Consider the following 24,564-nt stretch of genomic DNA (forward strand, 5'->3'; position numbering starts at 1 on the left):
CCTCATCAAGATCGCCGCCCGCGTAGTCGAGATGAAAACCCAGATCCGTCTGCACCTGCCGACATCCTGCCCCGACCAGCGTATTCTGCGCATCGTCCTCGATCGCATTGCGCGGCTCGTGACATAGCCGACGGGGCGCAGACAAACCCGCCGACCTCAACCCGCAAACCCCCGCCTTCCATCACGACGGATCATCGCCGGCGCCCGACGAGGCTTGTCAAAATGCACTCCGAAGGCGGCCAGATCGCCGATGTAGGCCGCCGAAAGCCGATCGCCGTGCATCAAGCGGGCTAGTTGACCCAAAGAGGCCTGAGATTGACGTCTGACCTTGTCACTGCGCCACAGAGCAGCGATGTGCCGCCCATCGAAACGAGCTGACGCACATTCGAAAGTTCATCCCTCATCTCGTCATGGTCTGACGGCTGGTTTCGAACTTCCTTCCCCTGTCGAAATGCTCAGCCCTTTCACCCGCTTCACAAGCGCGGCTGGATCGCCAGACCAGAAAGAGCACGCTTGCAAAATAAACCATCTGAAGCAGCAGCGAACAGCCCAGCGTCGTGACGATTGCCAGTCGGACAGAATGCGAGGCGAGGTAGACAGTCACAGCGCTGCTGCAGAGAACCAGCACCAGGACGCGAAAAAAAGTTCTAAAAGGCAACGCCATTCTCCTCGTTTGTCTCGTCATGTCATGCCGCGACCTGGTCGGCCGCGACATGGTCTGACAGTTCTTCGGGCAGACGCGGGCGCAGCCTCCGCAGCCAATGCATCGGCCGGCATGGTCGACCACCATGATCATGCGATTGAGCTCGCCATCGAAGTCCTCGCCGTCGCAGGCGCCGAGGATTTCACCGGCGTCATCGACGCCGTAAAGATGCATGACCCCGCGCGAGCAGACTTTAAAACAGCGGCCGCAGCCGATGCAGGTCGTGCCGTCGATAGCGGTCAGATATTGCGGCATCCCATAGGGGCCATCGCGGGTGACGAAAGTGCTACTCATGGTGAACTCTCCAACGCGGCGAGATCTCTCTTGGCAGCATCCAACTCGGCAAACACGTCGAACGTTTTCTCGGCGACCGCCTTGATCTCGGTCCAGCTTACCGGGAGATCTTCAGCAAGGTCGTGCAATTCCATCTTCGCATTTCCCGCGCGCGATTGCAGTTTGCGGACTTTTCTCTGCAACTCATCAAGCCCTGACATGATCCCATTCCTCGAAAATCGTTCATCGCGCCGATGCCGCGTCGGGGAGAGCAGCGGTCGCATAAGTTTCGCGCCACCTCCGGCGCGCTCCGAGACGTCTTTAAGGCGGACCCACATGCACCTGGGGAAGGGTTTTCACCTAACCAACCAACAGCCGGACTCATCAAAAAACATGCGCCCGATGCACCCACGGCTCACCTCCATCATCGGCGGTGCCATTAGAGCCGGCGGGCTACAGAGTCGAAAAGGATTACCTTTCAGTGCCGCCACCATCAGGTCGCCTCGAAGTCCGTCAGCGCTTTCTCCAAGACGTCGTTGATCGGCCTAGAGAGGTCCGCGGCCGCCATGATGGTGAGTGCTTGGAATTCCCTGGTCTGCTCCACACACATCTCAGCACTCTGGCGCAAGAAATTCGACTGCAGCTCGATAGCCTCCGACGGCGCCTTCGCGCCGACCAACGCCTGCAGATTCGAGAAGGCGGCCTCGGCGTTGGCCCGCAATAGAGCGACCGTCTCCAGCGACAGTTCGTTGCCGACGGCTCTTGCGCTTTGGAAGATGGTTTTGAGCATTCTCCCGGCGTCTTCAGCATCCGACGCAAATTTAACAAGAGCTCCTGTCGACCGCTCGGTCGTTTCTTCGGCGACTGCATGGAGATGACCGGAGGTTTTGGCAGGGTCTAATGCCAGGACGCAGGCAGTTCGATCCTTCTCGCCAGCTTTGTCTTCGGTCCTGGCCATTTCGTTTTCCTTCTGCTCGACCATTGCCCTGGCGGCCAAGCTCTTTGCATTGCCCTGTGGCTCCGTCCGACTGAGCTGGCCGGAGCCGATCTTTCGTATGTCCACGCGTTATTGACTATATCGGCGCACGGGGAGCGGGATAAAACCAGTCTTACGGACGCGACGCATTTGACACTTAGCATAGAAGGTAAGCGAGATAATTAATTGTTGTGTTATATTCTCTAACAAATAATTTCATTTGTTATTTATGTTTTAAATCGTTTCAGTTGCATAATCATTTGTGACGAACCCGTTATTTTTGTTACAGCGAAAGCGATACGAACATGCCGTTGCCGCCGAACCCTTGACCAGAAACCTCTACACGAGAGAAAGGAATGCCCCGCAATTCAGCCGTCCGGCTTCTGAGCGAATGTCTGGATGTAAAGACACCAAGGCGCAAAGCGGTTTCAACGCACTTCTAAGCCGCCGATGATCTCCCTGGTGAACTGCCCTGATGACACCTCGGAGAAAGTCGTGGCGAACGTGTGCGCACCGACCTCGGGAATTGCACCACATTCGCGTTGCCCGGCCAAGCCGGTCCCACTCCTCCTCCCGGTCGAAAGGCCTCAGAGGCTTCTTCAAACGGACCTGCGGCATCAGGCGCACAAGGAACGGTCCCGATGAGCAGTCCGAACCCGGTCAGCGGGCCAAAAACAGCGGCAAGGCCGGCTTCCCAACGATCCATCTCGTAACGCCGCCAAAGAGCCGCTCGCGCAGCCGGCGGCTGCCGTAAGCACCCATGACGATCATGTCGGCAGATGTGTCGATCGCGTGCTGCGCGAGCACCACGGTCGCAGGTTTGCCGGCGCTCGGCAGCCGGTCGACCGCCACCCGAGCACCGTGCCGGGTGAGATAGGCCGCAATGTCGGCTCCGGGCTCCGCGCCGTTTGCGTTGCAGGTTGGCTCCGGATCGACGAGTGTGACACGAACTTCCTCAGCCCGGGACAAGATATCCAGCGCTTCCCTAACCGCACGGGACGCCTCTGCTCGCGAATCCCAGCAGACCAGCACGCGCCGTGGCGACAGTGTCGCCTCAGCGCCCTTCGGCACAACAAGCACCGGCTTTCCCGTATCGAACAAGCTGCCGTTGACGACAGAAGGTCCAAGATGATCATCGTTGAGAAGTGCGGGTCCGACGATCGTGAGGTCGGCGCAGAGCGCCCGCTGTCGCACCGCGTCACCGACGCTGGCCTGATCGCAGTAGTCGGTATCGACGTCAAAGCAAAGCCACATTGCTCTTAGCAGCGTCTGAATTTCCCTGGCTGTTTTTTCCAGTGTGGCCATGTCCTGTGAGAATCTCTCGATCTGCCTATACCGTTTTTCCAGTCTGGCGATAGCCTGTGCGCGTTGTCCAGGCCACTCGTGGATGCCATCGCCGAGTGGCGGAGACGCCATAACGAGCGGCGGAGGCGACATCACCAGAACCGAAAGATACGCCCCAACTTCGGCACACAAGGTGGCAGCTATTCTGACGTCCTGATCGCCATGGTCTGACCCCGTCACATTGAGTACGCTTCTGAAAGCCATTTGACTGCTTCTTTCTGAACATGTCCTTTAGGCGCGTTTCAAAGCCGCGAAACTTGCCCTAGGCACGATGGAGATGGGGGAATGGCAGCAGCCGTTATCCATTCAGCCGTCCAGCTCCTCGAGTGAGTAGCCGGCCGATCTGACGGTACGGATGGCGATGCCAGGCGAGGCCTCCTTCAGCGCCTTTCTGAGCCGGCTCATATGGACATCGACGGTGCGTACACCGACATGGATGTTGGCCGGCCAGGCCGCGCCGATCAGTTCGTCCCGAGTGAAGACCTTGCCTGGTGCCTCAAGCAAAAGCCGCAGCAGGTTGAACTCGATCGGCCCGAGATGGATCTCGTGGCCATTGCCACGAACCCGGTGGGCGTCGAGCTTCATCTCAAGCTTGCCACATGAGAGCCAGCCGCCGTTTTCAAACCCGTTCGAACCCCGCTTCGTCAACGCCAGCTTCGCGCGTAGACAGTCGAGGAGCTTGGCTGGGGCGATCGGCCGCACAAAGCTCTCGTCAATGCCTGCCTTCAGGAGATCGAGGTGCTGGTTTTCGGCGCCGGGGGCAATCAGGGCAATAATGGGCAGGCTGCCGGTCCGAGGCTCCCGCTTGAGCCGGGCGCAGATTGCGGACCCGGTTATGCTCGCTGGACCGCAGTCCAGCACCACGGCCTGGAATTCCCGTTCGTCGGCCCTTGCAAGTGCTTCCTTCGCGCCGCCTGCCGGCTCACTGGTAAAGCCATCCACCTCCAATATGTGGCTGAGGAACAGATAGAACTCGGCATCTTGCGAACAGATCAGGACGAGTGGCTTCATCAGCGCTACCCCAACAACCGCATCGGCCTGGACCGCGTCGGCTGCGTGGGCTGGCCATCGCGGCTGCTCAAGACCTGACATGAACCCCCTGCTCGACAACCGGTTTCCTCACGCCCGTGCCACCTCCGGATGGGCCTCGATGGTTGCGATCGCATCGCCGGCCATTTTCGTGCCGGCCGCTGCGAGCTTCCACAGCGTCTCGAAGCCGAACCGGTGGACGTCGCGCAGGGTCTTCGACAGAACGACCAGCCGCCCGGCCGTGAAAATGACGCGCCCAAAGCCTTCATGACTCATCTCCATCACCGGAGATGCCATCAGCCCGGAGCGCTCCTCGATCGCAAGCCCGACGGCGGCGTAGAACTTATCGAGCCTCCACAGCACGTCCGGATCCGGATCGCCAACGATTGGGATCGCACGGCGCTGTTCCTTGGTGAGGATAAAGTCTCCCAGCAGCTCGGCATCCGGTTTGCCTTCCCATGACCCGTAGGAGTCCTGCGCACGGATCAGCCGCACAAGGCATTTGACGAATGGGGTGGCAAGGGCCGCCTCGTCGTCGGCGATCGCAGGGCCAACTGCGGCATCAGACATTTCGCTTCTCCTCATCTCAGTCCTCGACCTCGAAGGACGGCTTCTTGTTGGTGGCGCCTGCCTCCGCCAGCACCTTGCGCAGCCAGGGGGGAGGACACGTCCTGAGCATCACCTGCGTGCGCAACAGCACCTCCTGAATGCTTTCCGGCTGAGGCACCTTGATCGGATGGATTTTTGCCGAAACAAGCTTCGCTGCCGAAGGCCCGCCGATCGCCAGGCAAAACAGGAGATGACATCCCTTCAGGGCGTGCACCTTCGGCGTGATACGATCATCGCCCTCGGCCTGATGCTTCCCGCTCTGGTCGGAAACATCGTCGAAGGCCACGGCTTCCACGAGACTCCATTCCTCGCGCGTCACGTCGTAGATGGCAAAGCGCCTGGCGGACCCGAAATGCGCATTGAGATCCTTCATGTCTTGCGTAGCGATTGCCACGCGCAATGCGCCTGCTGGTCGCTCACGCACGGGACCGTGGACTTCGTCAGGGACGAGTGAGAGGCGGCGGACGGGGCCCATCTGGCGTTTCTCGCTTACCGAGTGGATAGAGTTCCTCACGCGTCGGCGCCTGCCGGTTAGCCTGGAAAATGTTGGCAACCTCGAAAACCAGGTCGCGGGTGCCCTGATAGAGGATTGTGGGCTTGTGCTGGCTGCCGAGCCGGTCGAAGACGGGGAAGCCGACGCGCATGAGGGGAATGCCGAGGCGCTCTGCCGCCTGGCGTCCGTGCGAATGGGTGACGAGGAGATCGGCATTGGCGCCAAGAGTTTCCAGATCGCCGAGATCACCGATCTGAACCGACTGCGCCGGTACTTTTTCCAGAATTTTCGACATATCGGTCGTGGTGACCGCTGCGGCGATTTCGCAGCCCATGCCGATGAAGAACGTTGCGAGTTGGTAGAGTTGGTCTGGTTCAGCTGCGATCGCAATTTTCTTGCCTCCGAAATGGAAATGTCCGTCGAGCAACGCATCCTGCAATTGTGCCCGGCGGCGGCGCACACCTGTCGGCACAGGCTCACCCGAGATCGCGGACAAGAGCGAGACGAACCGGTCGGTGCTCTTCAATCCGGTCAGCGACTGAAACAGCACGTAAGGGACGCCCGTCACCTTCCGCAGCACCTCCGCCGAGCGACGCATGTGCTCGCCGATGGCGATGCAGTACTGGGCCGTGCCAAGTTCGCGGATACCCTCCACGCTGGTGCCGCCATAGGTGGTCGCGACCCAGCGCTCAGGCACGGTGCCGTCGAGCGAGCCGGAGACGTCCGGCAGGATCACCGGCTCGAGTCCGAAGTTTTCAATCATGTCACGCAAATGCTCGATGTCAGCCACGGTGAGGTTCCAGCCGGGGAGGATCGCGATCTTCTTTGACTGCCGCACCTGCTCGCCAGGGCGTGTAAGCCGTTCGATCATCGCGCTGACTGCCTTGGCCCAGCCCTCCTCGATTGCGCCTTCGAAATCCGGCGTATTGGCCAGCACGATCTCGGTGCCTGGGAGGTCTTGCGCGCGTTTCAGCCTGATGTCGGCGACGTCTCCTGCTGTATCTTCGCCACGGGTTTCGACCAGCGCCGTCGTGCAGACCCCGATCAGCTTCGGCTTCGTGCGAGCCTTGATGTTGAGGATCGCCTCTTCAAGATTATCCGCCCCGCCGAGGATCGTCGTCACCTCGTCCATCGCGGTGGTCTGCAGCGGGATGGCTTCCTTGAAATGCCGTACCAAGAGCACGAGCGCGAAGCTGGTGCAGCCCTGGCTGCCGTGGAACAGCGGCATCGCGCCTTCGACCCCAAGAAAGGCCAAGGCGGCACCGAGCGGCTGTGACGACTTCAGCGGATTGACCGCGGCTGATTTGGTCTGGGAAAGGATGCGGGACATCGGCTTTCCTCAACACTCGCCGAAATCGCCGGCCGTCGGGCCGGCGAATTCTTCGGCAGCGTGCAAGGTCGCGGCCTCGCTCTCGGTACCCGGAAGTTCGTCCTTCACATAAGCCTGGCAATCCCACGGGGCTGGCTCGCGCACCTGGTGCCATATCGGGTTATGAATGGCGAGGTCGATCTGGCGTACGAGTTCCACCATGCCGTCATAGCCGGCATAAGCATGCTGGCGCTCCTGGTTGATATCGAGCCAGGGCGTCTTGGCCTTGAGCGCAATGAATTGCGTGCGCCCGCCCGACAGCATGATATCGGCCTTTTGTTCTGAGAGCATGGCGTAAAGGTCGCGCGCTGGCATCTGCTCGAACATGTGGTTGTCGTCCTTGAGGATCTGTTTGATGCGCTCCTTGTCTTCGAGCGTGGATTTTTTTACCGAGGTGCCGACGATCTCGATGCCGATCTCCGTCAGCGCGTGGACGACTGACCATGACTTGACACCACCTGTGTTGAGCAACACGCGCTTGCCTTGCAGCCGCGGCCGGTAAGCCTCGAGCTTCTTCCACGCAATCGCCTCCTCCTGTGCAATCAGCGTCTCTGTGCGATCGAGGATCTGTCGATCGGCGCCTTTCCTCACCAGCAGTTCAGCAATGTTGCGAAGTGCTTCGGAGGTATCGGTGATGCCGTAGAAGGAGCCCTCGAAGAACGGGATGTCCCAGCGCTCCTCCATCTTGCGGGCTAGGTTGATAAGTGCGGTCGAGCACACCATCATAGCCGCCCGGGCGCGGTGAGCCGACGCAACGTCGATGTATCGCGCGGCCCCCGGAATGCAGGCGCGCACCCGGATGCCAAGCCGATCGAGCAGCGGCTTCACCAGCCAGAACTCACCCGATAGGTTGAATTCGCCAAGGATGTTGATGTCGTGGGGCCCGGCGTCGTCGGGTTCCACGGTGCCGATGACGTGTTCGAGCAAAGCCTCGCCGGCGAGCTTGTTGCCGAGGTTCTTCGACCCGGCCAGGCCCGGCGCATTGACCGGCACCACGGCCAAGCCGAATTTTTCCCCCGCGCGCTTGCAGACGGCCTCGATGTCGTCGCCGATCAGCGCCGTTACGCAAGTCGAGTACACGAAGATTGCTGGCGGCGCATGTGCCTGCTTGATCTGGCGGATCGCTTTGAAAAGTTTACGCTCGCCCTGCCCCATCACGATGTCGAGTGCGGCGAGATCGGTGGTGAAGCTAGTGCGCCACAGCGTTGGCCCGGACGAAGCCGAGCCGCGGTTGTCCCAGGAATTGCCCTCGCATGCGAGCGGCCCATGGACCAGGTGCGCAACGTCGGTGATCGGCTGCAGCACGATCTTGGCGCCATCGAAGGCGCAGCCGCCGGCTGCCGCTCCCGGCGTCAGCGGCTTTGCGCAGCCCTGTTTGCGCGCCTTGGCATCCTTGCCACGGTTCTTATCGCAGGCGGGCTCGTTGAAGACATCCTGAATCTTGGCGCTGAGCGAGGACATTTGATCGGTCTCCAAAAGGCCCGTGGAAGGTGGCCGGCTTCGACGAAAAGCCGGTCGTAGCGCTCAGCGGGTGAGATCATAGGAATAGTCCGTCACGCCCGTCTGGCTCGTCTCGCGATCGAGCTTGTCGAAGATCTTGTCGAGGATCGCCGTCAGCACGCGTAGCCCGCCCTGGTAGCCCATGAGTGCAAAGCGATGGTGATGGTGCCGGTCGAAGATCGGAAACGTCAGCCGGATCAGCGGCGTGCCTGTATCGCGCTCCAGATACTTGCCGTGGGAATTGCCTATCAGCAGGTCCACCGGCTCGGTGAAGAGCAGTGAGCGCATCGCCCACAGGTCCTTGCCTGCCCACACTTGAGCATCCTTGCCGTACGGTGAGGAAGCAAGCAGTTCCTTCAACTCGGCTTGCCATGCCGATGTGCCGTTGGTGGCGAGGCAATGTGTCGGCTCGCCGCCGGTTTCCATGACGAAGCGGGCAATGGCGTAGACGAAGTCCGGATCGCCGTAGATCGCGTATTTCTTGCCGTGCAGCCAGGACTGGCTGTCCGCCATGGCATCAATCAGTCGGCCGCGCTCCAGGCGGATTGTCTCGGGGATCTCCTTGCCGGAAATCGCCGAGACCTTCATCAGCAATTCGTCGGTCGCCTGGACGCCGAGCGGATAATGGAACGGGGCCGTCGCCTGCCCGACTTCCTCGCAATACTCAAGCGTTTTTCGGGTGTTGTAACGCTGTAGTGAAACTGTCGCCTCGGCGTTAAGTGCCTTCTTTACGTCTTCAATCTTCGTGCCGCCGTCGTACATGCGGTATTCGCCGTCCGACGGCGTGTCGAACTGGTCAGAGGCGTCCTGGATGAAGGTGTAGGACACGCCCATCAGATCGAGCAGGCGCTTGAGTTCACGGTTGTTGCCGACGCAGAAGCCGTCGAAGCCCGGGATGATGTTGATGGTTCCCTTGACTTGACTGCGCTCCTGGCCTTTCCAGAAGTGCTCCAGAATCCCCTTGACCATGCCGTCATAGCCATCGACATGGCTGCCGACGAAAGCCGGCGTGTGGGCAAAGGGCACGTCGAAATCGCGCGGGACGGAGTTTTCGTCCTTGGCATTCTCGATGAAGCTGTGCAGGTCGTCGCCAATGACCTCGGCCATACACGTCGTGGAGACGGCGATCATCTTCGGGTCATAGAGTTGGTAGGTGTTGGCTAGCCCATCGACCATGTTCTTCAGGCCGCCGAAAACCGCCGCATCTTCTGTCATCGAGGAGGAAACCGCCGAAGCAGGCTCCTTGAAATGGCGCGACAGGTGCGAGCGGTAGTAGGCCACGCAGCCCTGGCTGCCATGGACGAAGGACATCGTTCGCTCGAAGCCCGCGGCCGCGAACACCGCGCCGAGCGGCTGGCAGGCCTTGGCGGGGTTCACCACAAGCGCTTCGCGGGCGAGATTCTTTTCGCGGTATTCCCAGGTCTTGGTGAATTCACGTTGATCGGTGACGATCTGATCGGGGTGCGGACATTCGAAATTCAGCTTTTTCTCGGCGAGCATCTGCCTATATTCCGGCTCGCGGAAAAGAGGAGCGTGGTCGAGAATTTTTTCAGCCGACTGCGGCATTGGTGGTTACCTCTTTTTCATCTGGCCTCGCCATATGGCGGCTCAGGGACGTCGAGCGTTTCAGGTCTCCCGCGGATCGCGGGCGCAGGCGTTCATCGTCTCCCTTGGGGAGACCAAGCTCAGCACAGGTGGTTATTCGGCAGCCAACGCTTGCCCACGGCTCGGGCTCTTTTTCCAGGGGGCCTGGAATAGGTCCCAGACCGGGTTGTTGATGGCAAGATCCACGTCGCGGGCGAAAATGGCAAAGCCGTCATAGCCGTGATATGGTCCTGAATAATCCCAGGAGTGCATTTGCCGGAACGGTATGCCCATCTTCTGCACCGGGTACTTTTCCTTGATGCCCGAGCCGACCAGATTGGGGCGAACCCCCTCGATGAACTTCTCCAACTCGTAACCGGTCACGTCGTCATAGATCAGCGTGCCGTTCTTCACGTAATGGCTGGTGCGCTGATAGTCGTCATTGTGGGCGAACTCATAGCCCGTGCCGACGATCACCATGCCGAGATCTTCGTAGGCCGTGATGACGTGACGGGGTCGCAGGCCGCCGACATAGAGCATGACGGTATTGCCTTCGAGGCGCGGCCGGTACTTGGCAATGACCGCATCGACAAGCGGCCTATACTTGGCGATGACCTTCTCGGTCTTCTCCTCGATTTCAGGGTCAAAATGCTTGGCTATCTTGCGCAGAGAGGATTCGATCTGAGAGGGGCCGAAGAAATTGTATTCCATCCAGGGGATGCCGTATTTTTCCTCCATGTGCCGGCAGATATAGTTCATCGACCGGTAGCAATGGATGAGATTGAGCTTGGCCTTCGGCGCGCGCTCGATTTCGGCGAGCGTAGCATCGCCCGACCAGTTGCCGACCACGCGCAGCCCTATCTCCTCAAGCAGGATGCGAGAGGCCCAGGCGTCGCCACCGATATTGTAGTCGCCGATGACGTTGACGTCATAAGGACCGGCTTCGAATTCGACTTCCTTCTTCTCGAAGACCCAATCGCGGATCGAATCGTTGGCGATGTGGTGGCCAAGCGATTGCGAGACGCCGCGGAAGCCCTCGCAGCGTACCGGCACGATCGTCTTTTCGAGCTGCTTGGCCTTGTTGCGGGACACAGCTTCGGTGTCGTCGCCAATCAGGCCGATCGGGCATTCCGATTGCACGGTCATGCCGTTGTTGAGGGGAAACAGTTCCTCGATCTCGTCGATGATCTGTTCCAGCTTCTTGTCGCCGCCGAAAACAATGTCCTTCTCCTGGAAGTCGGAGGTGAACTGCATTGTCCCGAACGTGTCGATGCCCGTCGTACCGACATAGTAGTTGCGGCGCTGCGACCAGGAGTATTGCCCGCAGCCGACCGGTCCGTGCGAGATATGGACCATATCCTTGACTGGACCCCACACCACGCCTTTAGAGCCGGCATAGGCGCAGCCGCGAACCGTCATCACGCCCGGAATGGACTTGATGTTCGACTTGACGTCGCATTCGGAGACGACCTCGCCTTCCTCGCCAGCCTCTTCTCCGCTCTTTGCAACGCTAAGGTGCTTTTTGCGGCGCTTGGCCGCCTTGTCGGGATATTGCGACAGCACCTCCTCGACAAGCTTCGCATGGAGAGCGCCGTCATTCTCGTATTCCAGGCTCATGGGATCCCTTTTAATGGTTCGGGTGACGCCTCATTGAGGAGGCGCCGTTCTTTGAAAAGGCGCGCCAGCTCCAGGTCCGCGCCTCGCGGCGGCAGGAGCGGTTATTGGGCGACCGCCTTGACGGTTTCCTTGGCCTGAAGCTCGGCAAGCATCTGCTCGTCGGTCTTCATGATGCCGAAGTCGAGCAGCATGTCCTCGAGCTCCTCCATGGTGATCGGGGTCGGGACGGTGCCCTGGCCGGAATTGCCATGAATCTTCTCGGCCAGCGCGCGGTATTCCCCCGCCTGCTTGGAGTTCGGCGCATACTGGATGACTGACATCTTCCTGAGCTCAGCGTGCTGAACGATGTTGTCGCGCGGCACAAAATGGATGAGCTTGGAATTGAGCCTGGCGGCCAGTGCTTCGGCAAGGTCGAGCTCGCGGTCGGTTTGGCGTTCGTTGCAGATCAGGCCGCCGAGCCGCACGCCGCCCGAATGGGCATATTTCAGGATGCCCTTGGCGATGTTGTTGGCAGCATAAAGCGCCATCATCTCGCCGGACATGACGATGTAGATTTCCTGCGCCTTGTTCTCGCGGATCGGCATCGCGAAGCCGCCGCACACGACATCGCCGAGCACGTCGTAGGATACATAGTCCATACCGTCATAGGCGCCGTTCTCCTCAAGGAAGTTGATCGAGGTGATAACGCCGCGGCCGGCACAGCCGACACCCGGCTCGGGGCCGCCAGACTCCACGCACTTGATGCCTTTGTAGCCGACCTTGAGCACATCCTCGAGTTCAAGGTCTTCCACCGAGCCTTCCTGCGCCGCGAGATGTAGGACGGTATCCTGCGCCTTTGCGTTCAGGATCAGGCGGGTGGAGTCGGCTTTGGGGTCACAGCCGACGATGAGGATCTTCTGCCCGAGGTCGACAAGTGCGGCGAGTGTATTCTGGGAGGTGGTGGATTTGCCGATCCCCCCTTTGCCGTAGAATGCGATCTGACGCAGACCTGACATGTAGCGTTCCTTCCTTCTTTTCACCCATCGCGACTGCCCGCGACATGAATGCCGGTCGGCAGCTCTCGCCGCCTCGTACTCAAGGTTTCAAGACTCGTGCCAACTTGCCTGATAGGGTCGAAGAAGAATTTCGTGATTGCTTTTCAGCTATTTAGCCTAAGGACAAAACAAGAGATTGGCCAAACACGCCTGTGTCGTGGACCCGACAAAGGCGACAGAAGGTGGCAGATGGCGTAAAAGAGACGAGATCGTAAATCGTCGCGCGTCGGGCATATTGATGACAATGGGGTCGCGAATTCAGGCAGCAGCGAGGTGAGCAATCTGACGCTGTGGCCAGGGCGAGGAGGCGGGGAACGGTAGCGGCGATAAGCGGATTGGGGCCATCCTGTATAATGCACGCTTCATCGTACAAATTCGTCAGCCCTCTGTTAATTTTACGATGTCCAACGGCATGCCCGACGTCGTGCCGGTGCGGTGACAGAAGGTCGAGCATGCCTTCGGCGAGGACTGGATGGAGCTATGTCGTCTGCTCACTTGCCAGCTACCAACATCAAAACCACATCCTCGCCTAAAACGGGTAACCGCCATCCTTGGCGCGCCGATCTCGATGAGCGGTCTGAACCCTCAAATCAAGTGGGCGCCAAGAGGAAAACGCTGCCGTACCGGTTTCACAGATCTTGACTGCGATAGGTCACCCGCGGCGGGTTCGAAAATGGAAATAGAAGGCTACGCCTACCACCAAGACGGTGCCGACAGTCGCGATGATCTGACCGATGGCGGATAGACTTCCGCCGCCTCCGCTGCCGTCATTGGGAAATAGATTTGTTGTGAAAGCGCATAGAACCACAACGATTGCGGCGGGCACGCTATAGACGAGAACGAGCCGGGCCAACTTTATAAGTGACGACGCTACATGTCTGTGGTCAGGATTGTCAGAGTTCAATCCTCTCTCGCAGCACCATCCCCAAGCCATTGAAATCCATCAAACTCTTGATGCGTAAGGATTCTTCAACCGCCACGTTGGTACACAAAGGCGGTACATATGGTCCTTCGCATGAGTCGTCCCGTCAAACCTCACGATATCTATTGGTTCCGGAAGCGTGTTCCTGACGCGCTGCGCGCGCTGGTCGGCAAGCTCGAAGAGAAGATTTCCCTTCGGACACGTGATCCGCAGGTCGCGAAGATTGAACATGCCCGTGTCGCGGCCGAGGTCGAGGCCCGGTGGCAGCAGCTCCGCGCGGGAGTGCAATCCCTCTCGCATCGGCAAACCGAGTTCATTGCCGGCCAGATTTACGGCTCGATACTGCAAGCGCATGGCGAGGATCCAGACCAGATTCCCGACCGCGTGGGAGGACTGCTGATGGATGAATATTTCCTCAGCTCGGGGGATATCAAGGTCTTTCCCATGGGCACGAACGTTGAGGCGACGGAGGCGCTGCTCGCGCGTCTTCGCATAGGCCGCAATGCTGCGAAGATTGACGCTTGGTTGTCCAAGAAAGGGCTCCTTCTGGATACCGAAAGCCGGGTCAAGCTGGGTGCGGCCGTGGATAGGGCGATCCTTCAAGCGCGCAAGCACCTGGAGCGGATGGCACGTGGCGACTATCGCCCTGATCCTGAAGGCGACAGGTTTCCCAAGGAGTTCGGACCGGCCAAAGCCGACGTCGGAAAGCGCGCGACGCTGAGGGTGTTCGACGACTTCGCGGAAGAGGGCGAGATCAAGCCAGGAACTGTCAAGCGCTGGCGACCGATCATGGTAGAGGTTGAATCCGAGGTTCCGGACATCGCTGGCCTTACGCGCGAATGGGTTGTTGACTGGAAAGACAGACTGCTCCAGCGAGGTCTGGACGCAAGGTCCGTCCGGGACGTGAATCTGGCCTGCCTCAAGGCGACCTGCGAATGGGCAGTGTCGAACGGCAGAATGGCCGTGAATCCTGTCTTGTGCGTCAAACTCAAGGTTCGGAAAAAGGCACGTCTCCGCGAGCAGGGCTTCACGGACGACGAGGCCGTGCGAATCCTGTCCGCTTCGCTTGGATCGCAACCGGACCGGCTCAGTGCACATCACAGGATCGCGCGGAGGTGGGTACCATGGCTTTGCGCCTACACGGGCGCGCGGGTACCCGATGGCTGGCCGAGGGTCCCGATCGCGGCCCCGAGAAGTGGCGAGTCATGTCGGAGTGATCCGTCGTCGGTCAGGCTGCGCAGCCGCCATTTTCTCATGGGCCGACACCCACGACGACCCCCGCGAGGGCACCAGCGACCTCGCAGACGCGACAGATTATTGCGTGAGGGCCTGAATTGGCTTCGATCGTCTGCATTTCCCAGCCATCATGGCGTGCCGGCCCGCCGTGATTGTATCCCGGCCGCCGCCGCGATCAAATGTCGGGAGGGGGAACCGGAGAGCGAGGCTTCCAATCACCATCATCACCCCGAGCAAAGCGGCTCCACGCAAGCCGTGGCCGTGAACCGACCAGCGCAAACGAAATGCGGTGGGGAGCCTTCCCTCGATTTTTCGAAGAGTGTCCTCACTGAACGGACTTCCCCGCCGCCCAACGCCTCGCGAGGTGTCGTTTTGCGGTTCCTGGTGCCTGGGTTCGGGTAAAACCATGGCCGAGCGCCAGCGTCCCTTCGGGAGCCAGGCCCTACCCTTCTCCACGCCCCTCTCGGTCTCCGCACGCCTCACAACGAGGCCCAAGGAGATGGCGAAGATGATACCGATTGAGGCTCTTTCACGAATGCTCGAAAATGGAAAGGTTTCCGACGCAGCAGGGAGCGTTCGAGATCATTACCCGGTCGTCCGGATCGTGTCTCCAGATACCGGAGCAAGCTGGATCTTGAGTGAACTCTCGCCGCATAACCGGGATCTCGCATATGGACTTTACGACCCAGGCGTCGGCGCAACTTCCTTGGGGTGAGTGTCCATTGCCGAGCTTACTGCTGCTCGAAGCCCGAGGGGTGTCCTGCTCGACGTCGACCGTCGTTTCAGGCCGGATGGTCGTATGTCGTGGTACACCGAGAAAGCCAAGCAAAGGACTGGCCGAATTCCTTCCGTCCCCACGTAAAGAGAGGGGTGGCCGGTGGCCGCCCTTTCTGCTGCCTCAGAACGCTGAGGCGTCTCGCCCTTATGACGCATACACCCATACGAGCCTTCGCCAACATCGGTTTTGGTGAACGCCGCAGCAACATGCCTGGCCTGAATTTGCCATTCTCCAATCGTGCCGGCGCGAAGCACGCATGCGCGACCGGTCGCCATTTTTCCGTGACCCAACACCCACGGAGATGCGAAACCGTCGCTCTATGACCCCTCCAGGCGCGAAATATCATTGCGCGGACGCTGAAAACAGGCCGAATCCGGCATTTTCATATTGCCCCCTCGTCGGAGGCAGTCGATCCTGTGTCCCGCTGCGCGGCGCTATACAGACACTCCTGCAGCTGCCGTTGTTGAACCGCGATCGGGGTCGCGAATTTGCTTCGGCGGCGTCGCGGCTTATGTCCGAATGCCGGACGCGCCTGCCGCCTGCGCCTTATGCGCTGCATCTCTTTTGCCTGGATCGGACGAGGTAGGTCGCCCGATCGTTTCGCTAGCGGAATCATTGCCAGATGGCGTTGACGCTCTCGTGGCCGGCCCACAGCATAAAAAAACGCCCGTCATCGGTCCGGCAAAGACCTCGGGGCGTTTCTTTATGAGAGAGACATCCAGAATGCGTAGTGCTGCCATCTCTGTCAAACGCCGAAAGGCATTGAGCGCGTGATCGCGCGGCTGGATGTCACCCCAGCCAAACCTCATCAGCCCTCTTTTCAAAATCCAATTGTTGACACCACGGACAGCGCCGAAGGACGGCTGCGCCGGCACGATGCTTCGAATGGCATGGCGACATTCATGTCGCGCTACGCCGAAGCGCAAGAGCTTGCGCGACGCATGCAGGAAGTGGAGGCGTCGGAGAAAGACGCCAAGAGCAGCACCAGGGCTGCCAAGGCATCGATCGAGCCACTGTTCGAGACCGAGGACGAACGTCTCCGGCGCGAGTATCGCGAAGACCAGGCTCGCCACTTTGCAGACGTCCATGCTTACGAGCGCGATGCCGTGAAGGAGCGGCTGAAGCACGGCTTTCGGCATCATTTCACGATGGACGTCGGCGGCCGCTGCCGTGACCCCTTCACCGATTTCGGACTCCGTTCCGAAACGCTCAGGTCGATCGCCGGACGTTATTTCGTTTCCTGCGTTCCCAAACGCGGCCGGCTTCGCGCGTCGATGGACAAGGCGACCCTGGCTGTTCAGTCCCCGTCGAAGCTCTTGTCGCTGGATTATCCGTGGATCGAAGCGAACAAAAAGGTCATGAGCGTCATCCGGATCGATTGCGACCGAGTCTTTGACAGTCCCGGCCAGTGCCTGGCCGCGCTCAGGGAACTCGTCGGCGACCGCATTCCTTGCCTGCCGCACCTAGTGACCGGCGATCTCCTTCCGGACGGCCGCTATTCGCGACCGCATTTTTACTTCCTCCTGCCGCAAGGCCATGCCGTATGGAACGATCCGGCTGACAAGCGCTGCCGGATGAACATCGTGAAGATGTTCCAGGCCGTCAGCCTGGGATTGACCAAGGCGCTACTGGAACTGGGCGCTGACCCATGCGCGCCGACCCTCACCTTGCGCGGCAAGAATCCGTTGTCGCCATATTGGCACACCCTTTGCCCGAACGACGCTTGCTGGCCGACCCTGTCCGACTATGCCGGCTGGCTCGACATGGGGGTGTCGCGCGAAAAGCTCGTGCGCCAGGCTGCCGCCCTCCAGACCGAAGCCGGGATTGAGGGCTCCAATTCGTACTTCAATGGGCTGCGCGAGGAAGCTTTCCGGGTTCTTCGGGAATGGCACTTCAATTCCGACCCACGCGGGCGCGGCGAAAAGGGCCTGGTTGCCGACGAGCTTCACCAGGCGCTCGCCAGCACCACCACCGGGAAAGGCGGTGCCCTGACGGACGTCCAGCGCGACCTGCTGATCGCCAAGGTTGCCGACCACGCAGTCGGCGCCTGGGATGTTTCGAAAATCGAAACAGTTCGAAAGGTTCGTGGCCGGCTCCTTCACATCACCGAGGGCCTCACGACGGTTGCGAAGCGTCAGGCGGCCGGCGCGGGCTATGCGGCAGCCACCAAGGCAGAGCGGGCGCTGAGCGCGTTGATCGATGCCTATGGCAGGCTTCAGGAAGATGGAAAGCCTGTCACACAGACGGCCGTCGCCGCCTTGGCGGGCGTCCATCGGCGGACGGCGATCCGCCGATGGCAGGAGGTTCTAGCAACCATCGCGGCCAATTCGGAGTCCTGTGACAATCGGTGTATAGATAAAAAGGCAGACCCTGCCACGCCCACCATCATCCTCGTACAGTCCAACCCGGTGGACGACGATCTTGGTGCAACTGCCGATCGGAAGGAGACAAGCGCACAATCGATGGCGGCCGACAGGCTGGCCGTTGTGACCGCAGCGGCTCCCTCAGGCCCAGCTATTCCGAAATCCGTCGTATCGCCAGCAGCGCCACAGGCCCCATTCATCGTCATGGACGTGGGGCAGTGGTATTCAGACGACGACATGGCCGAAATCGAAGCACAGGAATCGTGGCTGGTGTCCCAGGAATCAGCAGAGCGCAGCGACCATCCGGAACCAGATGAGCAGTGGTTTGAGGAACGAAGACAGGCGGCGTGACCGAAGGCCCTGCTGCCGCCAAACGGTGGCAGCAGGGCGTCGAGGCTACTCGGCCGGCTCGGTCTTCGACAACGACGATATGGTCGTCGTCGTTTCGAAATCGTCCAAAACGTGCTCTCGGGCCGGATCGATCATGTCGTGCAATTCGCCACGACGAAATGCTTCATCATCTTCGGGAAAGAGCCCGATGCGTACATAGGACTGGTAGAATTCGAACTCGGCCAGATTGGCCAGCGTCCTGCGAAGCTGCGCCTTCCTGGCCGCCGACATCAGGGGGCCTGCGGCCGCCGGAAGGCTATCGAAGGCCTGGAGTTCATCGGCAGCCGTCCGCAACATCCGGTTGGCGACGAGACGCTTCACGTTGCGAAGGTCCGAGATTTCCTGTCTCAACGCTCTTTCGGCAAGACCTTTCCCGACGCGGAGCCATTTCCTGTACCGCTTCAGATCCCGTCCTGTAATGTCCCATAGAGCGTCATCGATCGCTTTGGCCTCGACCGGCTGAACAGGAATCTTGCGGGCGTGGTGGTCCACAAGAGCCCTCCCGATCACGTAGGCGAGAGGTGGCGGCACCGAGTTCGCGAGCATGAGCTGCCGCTGCCGTCCGCCAAGGATGAGCTCGTCATCGGACGTATCGTCCGTCACCTCAGAGCGTAGCAGCCCCCAATCCCACCCTTCGGGATAGCCGGCCAGTCGGGAGTACTGGTCGAAGCTCGGTTGCCAAAGCTTCCGGAGGTCGACGGGATCGCCAGCGAGCGGCCGATATGTTCCCGCAAGCAGATGCATGGACGTCCTGATCAGGGTCGGCGCCGGCCGGTCGGTCCGGTGGACGGCTGCGGATGCCGCGCCGCCAGGCGTGCAGAAGTAGAAGCGGGTGTCGGGACCTACATCATCCTCCGCCAGACGCTTCAGATCTCGGTCGCGCAGCTCGTATCCCTCATACGGCTCCCGCGCATCTTCCGCCACGGCATCCGAGCAAGCGGGATCGAGAACGAAATCTGCATAGGGCGTCCCGAAATCGACCCCGAGCACGTCGGCAACGGTCAGCCGGGCTGCCGACTTGTACTGGTTGATATAGGCGCGGAACCAACCGTCGGTTTCACCGAGGCATCCGGCAAGGATCAGGCGTTCTCGCACCTGAGGCGTTCCGAAATGGGAGGCGTTGACGATGGTTTCGCTGAGGCCATAGCCGGCCTGGCGGAATACGGCGACGGCGCGCTTGAAGGTCTCAGATTTGCGCAAGCCCTTGACGTTTTCCATGACGAAATACTTTGGCCTGGCGGCCGCGATGATGATCGCAAACGCCTCGCTCAGCATCGAACGGGCGTCATTGTCGCCTTCTCCTGCTCCGGCGCTCGAAAACGCCTGGCAGGGAGGCCCGCCGAAGATGACGTCCGGCTTGTCCAGCGTGATCTCTGGGGCGACCTGGATGACTGCGGTCAGATCGGCGACATGCGAAACCGCCCGGCTTTTGTGGATTTGACCGCGCCGAAACCTGCCGTCGGCGGCCGGCTGAGGAGCTGGTATCGGTGGTGGGATCTGGCGCAACGCTTTCGGCGTCACGTCCTTTATGTTCCTCCAATGGACGTCGATCACCGCCGGATCGTAGTCCATCGACCGGATGATCTTGATCCCCGCTTTCTGCATTCCATGGGCGAAGCCGCCGACGCCACAAAAGAGATCAACTGCACGTAATGTCATTTCCAAGTCCCCGTGTTTTCCTTGCTGGGGAACGTCGCGCACCGAGTCTTGAAAGCTCATTAATGTACGCAAGCGTTTTGCGTGCACCGGTCCCCTCAACGGTCTTAAAGTCAACTTCCGAACGTCGATCGAGGCCGTTGAAGCGGCAGCCGCTGGAACGGCTCGACGACCTGGGAATGCCTCCAATCCGGCCATTCTTGGCGTCTTGGACGGTGCATCCGTCCAAGCGATCCGCGTTGCTATGATCGTTGTACGCCGGATGTTAACCAGAATCCGAGGTCAACAAATTTTGCGGCGGACGGAGCAGCGCGGAATCTACAGGCTCAGGAAATCAGCAGCGCGATGTTGATGGGCGGTTCGGAGACCCGAGCGCCCTCGGCATCCAGATTGGAGAACCTGGCATGAACGACACCCCCATCTACCCGAATATCCGGATGAAGCTCATCGGCTTGAACGCTCCGTTGATCCTTGTGGTCGCGGCCTTGGGAGCCGCTCTTGAACGCGGCGGCGTCGAGCGCGGAGAGATCGACCGCATCCTTGGCGAAGCCGTCTGCGATGGCTTCGACAGCATCATGGCGACCTGCCGCAAATATGTTCGCGTTCACTGAGAAGGAACACCCGATGACGACGACAATCAGAAACGTTCAGGTTGCGCAGGACAGGTGGAACGACGGCACCGATCCGAAGGTTCGGGCTTGGAGAGAGATGCGGGATTACAGCATCTACCGCGATGCGGTGATGAAGGCCGGCCGGAGCAAGAGTCCGGCGCTGCCCTTGTCGCTCCTGGTGGCCGTCCACAAGGCGGGACTGCGGGTCGATCAGGTCGCCCACGCGACGGGAGTGGCACTCGCTACCGTGTCGCTGGCGCTGAGGCGTAACGGATTGACGGACAAGATCGGACGCCGGCGGAGGACGATCCTCCGACAATGCTCCGCCGCAGCGCCCTTGGCCGTCGCCATCAAGGTCATGCCGATCGAGATGCCGCCGACCGCTCGGCGCGCAGCCGTTCTGAAGAGCGTACCGGCTGAAGAGCGGGCGAGGCTGCGGGACGAGTTCTATGCCGTCTCCGAGCGTCTCAGGAAGATGGGGCTGACGTTCGAGTACATTGCCATCCTGTCGGGACGCGCAATTCAGTCAATCCACCAGTGGCGGGTCAGGAAGGATGGGAATTATCCTGCTCCGCCACAGGAAGTCATCAATGACCTGAAACACGCCGCCGAGCGACATGAAGCGATCCTCGCTCGGGCGTGGACGTTATTGGGAACCTTGGCGTAGAAACAAAGGAATCGACATGATCAAGCTTACGCGGGAAGGCGGGCCGGACGGAACGGCCTGTGAGCACGGACATCTGTGCGCCTGGATACAGGAACTGGCGGTCGACGATCGGTTCGTATGGACCGTCGACAGGCTGGACAACGACGATGTGGGAGTGATCGTGAACCTCGCTATCGGCGTTGCCCCTCGCCTTGCCGCCGCAAAGCTGGCCGTTGCCGAGCCATAATTGAGCTCGGTGCCAGCCCGTCTGGTTCCTGGCAGAGCCGCCCCGGAGTCGTGGTCATTGAGATGTTCCCGGCGCGCAGCCGGGTCGAACGCGATCTGCCGGAATAGCATGTTCCTTCCGCCTCACGGGTGTGGCTGGTCAGGAAGGACGGGAATTACCCCGCTCCGCCTCAGGAAGTCATCAACGACTTGAGACGGGCCCTAGCGCCATGAAGCTGTTCCCGCACGAACATGGGAGCCTCTGGAAAAGCTTGCATGAATGACGCTGCAGGAAGAGCGCCGGGATCATCGAACTTGATTGGAGGGACGGGCAGGATGAATTGACATGCGAGGATGGGCATTCACGTGGACAGTTGACAAGCTGGGCGACCACGACCCGGCGAAGACAAGTAAATCTGGACAGCTGCGTCACCTTGGACCTTGCCGCGAAAGTTGCAGTTGCTGCGGTGATGATAAGGCTAGACGCAAGCGTGGCCGGTGCTATTCGGCCTTAGCTGGCAGAGCGGTCATCGCGTTGCGGTGTTTATAATGAACGCTGCCTGTTGCCTCGGCGCAGGTCTTCTTCAGGTCAGTGTGCCCTATGGGGGCTTGATCAAAGGCATCAGGCCTCAAAAATTGAGGCCAGGAAAATTGTGAGCGACGCTCTCGATGGATGTCCCCTGTACCCGCGCCTTCGCAGCCGCGTTGCCAGCGCGCAGCTTTCCTCCGATCGCGAAGTCGGAAAGGCCTGGCAAATCGAATTCAGCCCTGCCGCAATGGCGGCCGAGCGATTTGATCTGGGTTAGAGGCCAGACAATCCACCAGTAATCGAGACACGCGGGGCTGCCGTTGGCGTCAGCCACGACGAAGACCTTTCCCGACAGATTCACGTTCCAATAGATGTCGACGTTTTTTGGCCGGGTTCGATCCAGATGATTTGGATATCTCCTGCCAAGGATCGGGTAGCGCCGAGAATGACGGTCAGCGACGCGATAGCGATGGCGTTGATTATGGCCTGGAATGAATCGGTCATTGGTGCGGCTTTATCCCGATCCTGAAGTCAGCGTGTCCCGGCGCCAACCACGGATATCCGTTCCCGTCGTGCTCTTGGACCATGTATCGTGGTCTTGGACCACGTATGTCCGGACGACACGCAAACCTATGGCAACCCCAGCGGCGTGCTTGGGTACTCGAACGAGTATCGGTACTGTAATACGTCAGGTCCGATGCTGGTGGGCTGGCCTAGCGGCTTGAGGCCCGTTGTGATGTCGCCCCCTAGATCACCCTCTTTAGATTTACCGACGGTGGGGACAAATTTCACGGCACTTGCAGTTCCCTTAGGCTTGGAAATGTCGATCGTGGCGGGATACGAGGCATAGATGGGAACCGGTAGGACATCATCCGGGTGCGTGCCCATCTGCGTGAAGCTCAGCGCCTGGAAGGTAACGGTCCAAGGCGACGGAGCACTCGGCGTCCCGCCTAACACCTCGATGCTGACCACCGTGTGGTTTTCGGCCCACTGCGGTCTCCCAAGAGAGGTTTGCGAGCAGCCGGAGACATCCTTCTTGATCGGGACCGAATTCTCTAACATGACCTTGGCAGGTACGGTACAATGGTTGCCATGGTTGGGTAACCCGCAAGCACCTTTGGCCCATGTGCTCCATCGAAAGCCCCATTTGGCGTAAATCTCCTTGTCCGCGTCCTGCCAATCCGTATCTTTGGCACCAATATACTTGTCTGTCACGAAGCCGTTGGTGAAGATCGGATCGCTGGCTAGCCGTTCTTTGTACTTAGGGTCCGTGGCGTTTGGAAACCGAAGGGCATCTTTAATGATCGGGTGGCACTCCGAGGCAATGACGTCTGAGACCTTCTGTTGGCCTGGTTCTGGCGCGGCGAGCAAGGCTCCATTTGCTACGCGAAAAGTGAAGGTGTGAAGCCCAGTCACCACTGCGTCCTGCGCTTCGGGTTGAACGGCCTTCCAGTCGAATACGGGGCGGGTCGTCACTACTTGCATCTCGCCCGCGTAGTCAGGCATCAGGGAAATTTTGAATGGCTGCTTGATCACATCGTGCGACCCGCCGAACAAGCCGAAAAACCAGCTTGGTGTCTCCCTTGTGATCGTTACATCCATTGGCACCGTCACCAAGGTTTTTGGCTTGAAACGATCTTTCATGCGTTCTGCCGGCACATTGAAGACGGCGTCGCTTGGCGAGATTCCGAGTTCCGGTGCCTGAAGGGGGACCCCATCCAGCTTTACGTCGAAGCTGATCTTTTCACCTGCAGACGCGACCCCGAAATGCGGCCCGCGGATCACGATCTTGTAGTTGTCCGTTTTGTTTTGCACGATCACCGAGCCGATGACGCGGCGGACGCCGAAATAGCTCTGAGTGAAAGGCAGATCCTGAAGGTCCAACGCGACAAGGTCTTCCATGTCGACCGCGTGCTTCTCAAGCTCGCTTGCGCTGAGTCTGAATCGCTCCATTTCGACCAGAAACGGCCGCAGCTGCGCCGACGCGTTGGATACCTGATTTTCCATCTCGCTGCCGAACTGGGCACGCGCCGAGGCAACGAGGAGCTGCATCTCATTGCCTCCCTGCACCAACAGCAAGTTGGAGTCGTGAGCGCCCTTGTCGAGAAGGCCATTTGACGTCTTGTCGAACCCATCGAGCAACTGGGATATCCGCTGCGCAGCATCCTGGTTGAGCTGGTCGATAGCGCCTTGCGTATAATCGCCCGCTAGCCATTTCATCAAGTCTGCACGTGATGGCCCGGTCGATCCGAATAGCGTCAGGATGACGGTAGCCGCCGCAGGAACGATCCTCGGTGCTGAAATCCTGCTTGCAACCCTGAAACTGAAGACGGTTCGTTTAAGGAAGAGGATTGACCTGGCCAGCACCGTGGAGTTCACGTTTCATTCTCCATCACCGCAGTATTTTAGGAAATACTACAATAATGCGTCCTTCTTTTCTAGCGGATTTATAGGTGATGGCTGGCCGCAGAGTGGAATTCACTACGAGAACGGGTGCGCCCTTTCACGTCGACCCTCAGTGGCTACTCCCCCCACCACGTCTTGATGCAGAGTAGCCGGACGATGCCACGTTCTTCAAACCAGATACAAACTGCTCATGTTCACCTAGCCCGGAAAATTCATGGAGGTTGGCGGATGTGGTGCAAGCCGTTGAAATGACGTAGGATTTGGTTGCTTA

General features: G+C 59.8%; 24 protein-coding genes and 1 pseudogene. 7 read left to right on the forward strand and 18 right to left on the reverse strand.

Annotated elements, in window-relative coordinates:
* The coding region (locus tag AC07FD_RS34445; protein ID WP_478353460.1) for a transposase at positions 1-127 on the forward strand (127 nt) is incomplete at its 5' end.
* 273 nt (positions 128-400) lie between these two features.
* Here the strand turns inward: AC07FD_RS34445 and AC07FD_RS34450 are convergent.
* From AC07FD_RS34450 to nifH, 13 genes and pseudogenes are all read right to left on the reverse strand, one after another.
* A complete protein-coding gene (locus AC07FD_RS34450) occupies positions 401-715 on the reverse strand; it encodes an exopolysaccharide production repressor protein (RefSeq protein WP_478353439.1) in 315 nt (104 codons plus the stop codon).
* A pseudogene (fdxB, locus tag AC07FD_RS34455) lies at positions 687-997 on the reverse strand (ferredoxin III, nif-specific). Before fdxB ends, AC07FD_RS34450 begins: the two are co-directional and overlap by 29 nt.
* Positions 994-1,197, reverse strand: a complete 204-nt coding sequence (locus AC07FD_RS34460) for a CCE_0567 family metalloprotein (RefSeq protein WP_478353440.1) — start codon at positions 1,195-1,197, stop codon at positions 994-996. Before AC07FD_RS34460 ends, fdxB begins: the two are co-directional and overlap by 4 nt.
* Positions 1,198-1,469: 272 nt before the next feature.
* Positions 1,470-1,958, reverse strand: a complete 489-nt coding sequence (locus AC07FD_RS34465) for a phasin family protein (RefSeq protein WP_478353441.1) — start codon at positions 1,956-1,958, stop codon at positions 1,470-1,472.
* 654 nt (positions 1,959-2,612) lie between these two features.
* A complete protein-coding gene (locus AC07FD_RS34470; protein ID WP_478353442.1) occupies positions 2,613-3,500 on the reverse strand; it encodes a universal stress protein in 888 nt (295 codons plus the stop codon).
* Between the two features lie 102 nt (positions 3,501-3,602).
* Positions 3,603-4,388, reverse strand: a complete 786-nt coding sequence (locus AC07FD_RS34475; protein WP_378925609.1) for a response regulator transcription factor — start codon at positions 4,386-4,388, stop codon at positions 3,603-3,605.
* Positions 4,389-4,415: 27 nt separating this feature from the next.
* Positions 4,416-4,895 (reverse strand): NifX-associated nitrogen fixation protein, encoded by a 480-nt coding sequence (locus AC07FD_RS34480; RefSeq protein WP_478353443.1) that lies wholly within the window; start codon positions 4,893-4,895, stop codon positions 4,416-4,418.
* A gap of 16 nt (positions 4,896-4,911) precedes the next feature.
* Entirely contained in the window at positions 4,912-5,409 is a 498-nt protein-coding gene (gene nifX / locus AC07FD_RS34485) for a nitrogen fixation protein NifX (protein ID WP_478353444.1), read from the reverse strand.
* Entirely contained in the window at positions 5,375-6,757 is a 1,383-nt protein-coding gene (gene nifN / locus AC07FD_RS34490) for a nitrogenase iron-molybdenum cofactor biosynthesis protein NifN (protein ID WP_478353445.1), read from the reverse strand. Before nifN ends, nifX begins: the two co-directional genes overlap by 35 nt.
* A 9-nt stretch (positions 6,758-6,766) precedes the next feature.
* On the reverse strand, positions 6,767-8,257 hold the full coding sequence (nifE, locus tag AC07FD_RS34495) for a nitrogenase iron-molybdenum cofactor biosynthesis protein NifE (RefSeq protein ID WP_478353446.1): 1,491 nt from the start codon (positions 8,255-8,257) through the stop codon (positions 6,767-6,769).
* Between the two features lie 63 nt (positions 8,258-8,320).
* Positions 8,321-9,862: a nitrogenase molybdenum-iron protein subunit beta gene (nifK, locus tag AC07FD_RS34500; RefSeq protein ID WP_478353447.1), complete on the reverse strand. Its 1,542-nt coding sequence runs from the start codon at positions 9,860-9,862 to the stop codon at positions 8,321-8,323.
* Between the two features lie 132 nt (positions 9,863-9,994).
* On the reverse strand, positions 9,995-11,497 hold the full coding sequence (nifD, locus tag AC07FD_RS34505; RefSeq protein WP_478353448.1) for a nitrogenase molybdenum-iron protein alpha chain: 1,503 nt from the start codon (positions 11,495-11,497) through the stop codon (positions 9,995-9,997).
* Positions 11,498-11,598: 101 nt separating this feature from the next.
* Positions 11,599-12,492 (reverse strand): nitrogenase iron protein, encoded by an 894-nt coding sequence (nifH, locus tag AC07FD_RS34510; protein WP_095090555.1) that lies wholly within the window; start codon positions 12,490-12,492, stop codon positions 11,599-11,601.
* 1,042 nt (positions 12,493-13,534) lie between these two features.
* On the opposite strand from nifH, the gene AC07FD_RS34515 reads away from it, so the two are divergent.
* Together AC07FD_RS34515 and AC07FD_RS34520 are read left to right on the forward strand one after the other, a co-directional pair.
* Entirely contained in the window at positions 13,535-15,091 is a 1,557-nt protein-coding gene (locus AC07FD_RS34515) for a DUF6538 domain-containing protein (protein WP_478353449.1), read from the forward strand.
* 4 nt (positions 15,092-15,095) lie between these two features.
* Positions 15,096-15,404: a DUF2958 domain-containing protein gene (locus AC07FD_RS34520; protein WP_478353450.1), complete on the forward strand. Its 309-nt coding sequence runs from the start codon at positions 15,096-15,098 to the stop codon at positions 15,402-15,404.
* A 572-nt stretch (positions 15,405-15,976) separates the two neighbouring features.
* Here the strand turns inward: AC07FD_RS34520 and AC07FD_RS34525 are convergent.
* The gene (locus tag AC07FD_RS34525; protein ID WP_478353451.1) at positions 15,977-16,609 is read right to left on the reverse strand and encodes a hypothetical protein; all 633 of its coding nucleotides are present in this window, start codon (positions 16,607-16,609) and stop codon (positions 15,977-15,979) included.
* A gap of 132 nt (positions 16,610-16,741) precedes the next feature.
* Here AC07FD_RS34525 and AC07FD_RS34530 point away from each other — a divergent pair, with 132 nt between their 5' ends.
* Positions 16,742-18,181 (forward strand): hypothetical protein, encoded by a 1,440-nt coding sequence (locus tag AC07FD_RS34530; RefSeq protein ID WP_478353452.1) that lies wholly within the window; start codon positions 16,742-16,744, stop codon positions 18,179-18,181.
* Positions 18,182-18,226: 45 nt separating this feature from the next.
* Here AC07FD_RS34530 and AC07FD_RS34535 read toward each other — a convergent pair whose 3' ends face one another.
* Positions 18,227-19,879 (reverse strand): DNA cytosine methyltransferase, encoded by a 1,653-nt coding sequence (locus tag AC07FD_RS34535; RefSeq protein ID WP_478353453.1) that lies wholly within the window; start codon positions 19,877-19,879, stop codon positions 18,227-18,229.
* 401 nt (positions 19,880-20,280) lie between these two features.
* Between AC07FD_RS34535 and AC07FD_RS34540 the strand changes: the two genes are divergently transcribed.
* From AC07FD_RS34540 to AC07FD_RS34550, 3 genes are read left to right on the forward strand one after another with little or no spacing between them, the layout of a single operon-like run.
* Positions 20,281-20,487, forward strand: a complete 207-nt coding sequence (locus AC07FD_RS34540) for a hypothetical protein (RefSeq protein ID WP_478353454.1) — start codon at positions 20,281-20,283, stop codon at positions 20,485-20,487.
* Between the two features lie 13 nt (positions 20,488-20,500).
* Positions 20,501-21,154: a hypothetical protein gene (locus tag AC07FD_RS34545; RefSeq protein WP_478353455.1), complete on the forward strand. Its 654-nt coding sequence runs from the start codon at positions 20,501-20,503 to the stop codon at positions 21,152-21,154.
* A 16-nt stretch (positions 21,155-21,170) separates the two neighbouring features.
* Complete coding sequence (locus AC07FD_RS34550) at positions 21,171-21,380, forward strand: hypothetical protein (protein ID WP_478353456.1); 210 nt, start codon at positions 21,171-21,173, stop codon at positions 21,378-21,380.
* Between the two features lie 607 nt (positions 21,381-21,987).
* On the opposite strand, the gene AC07FD_RS34555 is transcribed toward AC07FD_RS34550, so the two are convergent.
* The 3 genes from AC07FD_RS34555 to AC07FD_RS34565 all read right to left on the reverse strand — a co-directional run bounded on the left by AC07FD_RS34555 (position 21,988) and on the right by AC07FD_RS34565 (position 24,266).
* Positions 21,988-22,221 carry a hypothetical protein gene (locus tag AC07FD_RS34555; protein WP_478353457.1) on the reverse strand — a complete coding sequence of 78 codons (234 nt, stop codon included), beginning with the start codon at positions 22,219-22,221 and terminating at the stop codon, positions 21,988-21,990.
* 23 nt (positions 22,222-22,244) lie between these two features.
* Positions 22,245-22,391 carry a hypothetical protein gene (locus AC07FD_RS34560; protein WP_478353458.1) on the reverse strand — a complete coding sequence of 49 codons (147 nt, stop codon included), beginning with the start codon at positions 22,389-22,391 and terminating at the stop codon, positions 22,245-22,247.
* A 126-nt stretch (positions 22,392-22,517) separates the two neighbouring features.
* Complete coding sequence (locus AC07FD_RS34565; protein WP_478353459.1) at positions 22,518-24,266, reverse strand: hypothetical protein; 1,749 nt, start codon at positions 24,264-24,266, stop codon at positions 22,518-22,520.
* Positions 24,267-24,564: the final 298 nt, after the last annotated feature.

The organism is Mesorhizobium waitakense (assembly GCF_056431085.1).